Origin of the sequence: Okeania sp. SIO2B9, from assembly GCF_010672505.1 — a bacterium.
In the GTDB taxonomy this organism is placed as follows: Bacteria; Cyanobacteriota; Cyanobacteriia; order Cyanobacteriales; family Microcoleaceae; genus Okeania; species Okeania hirsuta.
This window is the reverse complement of sequence record NZ_JAAHGK010001612.1, coordinates 1-1434: the sequence shown is the minus strand read 5'-3', so window position 1 is coordinate 1434 and position 1434 is coordinate 1. Positions and strand designations below refer to the sequence as shown.

The 1434-nt window shown below is 33.3% G+C and carries 1 protein-coding gene; it reads left to right on the top strand.

All coding sequences use genetic code 11. The annotated features are described in order from the left end of the window. Positions 1–1398, top strand: a 1398-nt coding sequence (locus F6K13_RS33100; RefSeq protein WP_287289917.1) for a glycosyltransferase family 39 protein, incomplete at its 5' end; no start/stop codon positions are given. Between the last annotated feature and the right edge of the window lie 36 nt (positions 1399–1434).

Below are 1434 nucleotides of genomic sequence, written 5' to 3'. Positions count from 1 at the left end.
TCATCTGCGCCAGATAAAAATCAATCATCAAAAACTACAAAACTTCCCATCTTTAACAAGTGGTATTTGACTTTTTATATACTAATATCTTTAGCAGTTCTCGCCAAAGGTCTGATTGGAATTGTTTTACCCGCACTGATTATTGGTTCCTTTCTATTATATGTAGGTAATTTTTTTCAAATCTGGCAAGAAATAAATATTCGGCCTGGCATTTTAATTTTTTCAATTATTACATTCCCTTGGTATTTTCTCGTTACTTTAGTTAACGGGAAAGAATATATTGATAGTTTTTTTGGTTATCACAATTTTGAACGTTTTACCAAAGTTGTTAATCATCATGGAGCGCCCTGGTACTTTTACTTCTTAGTCGTACTAATTGGTTTTGCACCTTGGTCTATTTATTTACCAATAGCGATCGCTCAAACTAAATTTTGGCAACGTCGTTATTGGTGCAATAAACCACGAAATGAGCAGTTAAGTCTATTTGCTTTTTTCTGGTTTATTTGTATCTTTATTTTCTTCTCAGTCTCTGCCACCAAATTACCCAGTTATGTCTTACCATTAATGCCAGCTGCAGCAATATTAATAGGATTATTGTGGAGCGATATTATTATTAATAGAGATTTAGTTCCTAGTCCCAGTCAGACTAATAAAATTGCCAATAATTCCACATCAACTTTTAATACAAGCAATAATTCTGTTAAACCTATTGCCAAACTCAAGAAAAATAATTCTAAATTAATAAGTCGCTTTTTATCTGCTTCAATTGTCGCTAATATCATTTTTCTGCTCATTTTAGCTATAGGAATTATCTTCAGTTTTAACTGGCTAGATGGAGACCCAGCTATGCCATATTTCCCAGAGTTAATTAGAAAATCAGGTTTATTAACTCGTGGCGGATTAATTTTAATAACTACAGCAATAGTGGTGGGATTTCTTTTAGTTAAAAAACAAACTTCTTGGATTTGGAGTGCTAACTTTATTGGATTAGTATTGTGTTTAATTTTTACTATTAACCCGATGATGTTTTTAGTAGACCAAGAACGTCAATTACCCTTACGCCAATTAGCTCAAACTATTGTTGAAGTTAGACAACCTGGAGAAGAAATAATTATGATTAGCTTTGAAAAACCTAGTTTAGTTTTTTATACTCAGCAACAAGTAGAATTTTTTCGACGCGCTACAAATGCCAGAGAATACTTAGAGAAAATTGTTCAGAAAGACTCTTCTGGTAATGTTGTAATGATTGGTTATCCAAAAAAGTTTATTCATGTAGGATTACAACCAGGACAATATAAATATTTAGACAGTCGTGGTGCTTATCAATTAGGCAAAGTTCCGAAAAGTCTGTTTCTGAAGGAGTCAGGAGTCAGGATTAAGAGAGGAAGAAGGAGTTAGGAGACAAGGAGTCAGGAGTCAGTCTGCCGAATGGTT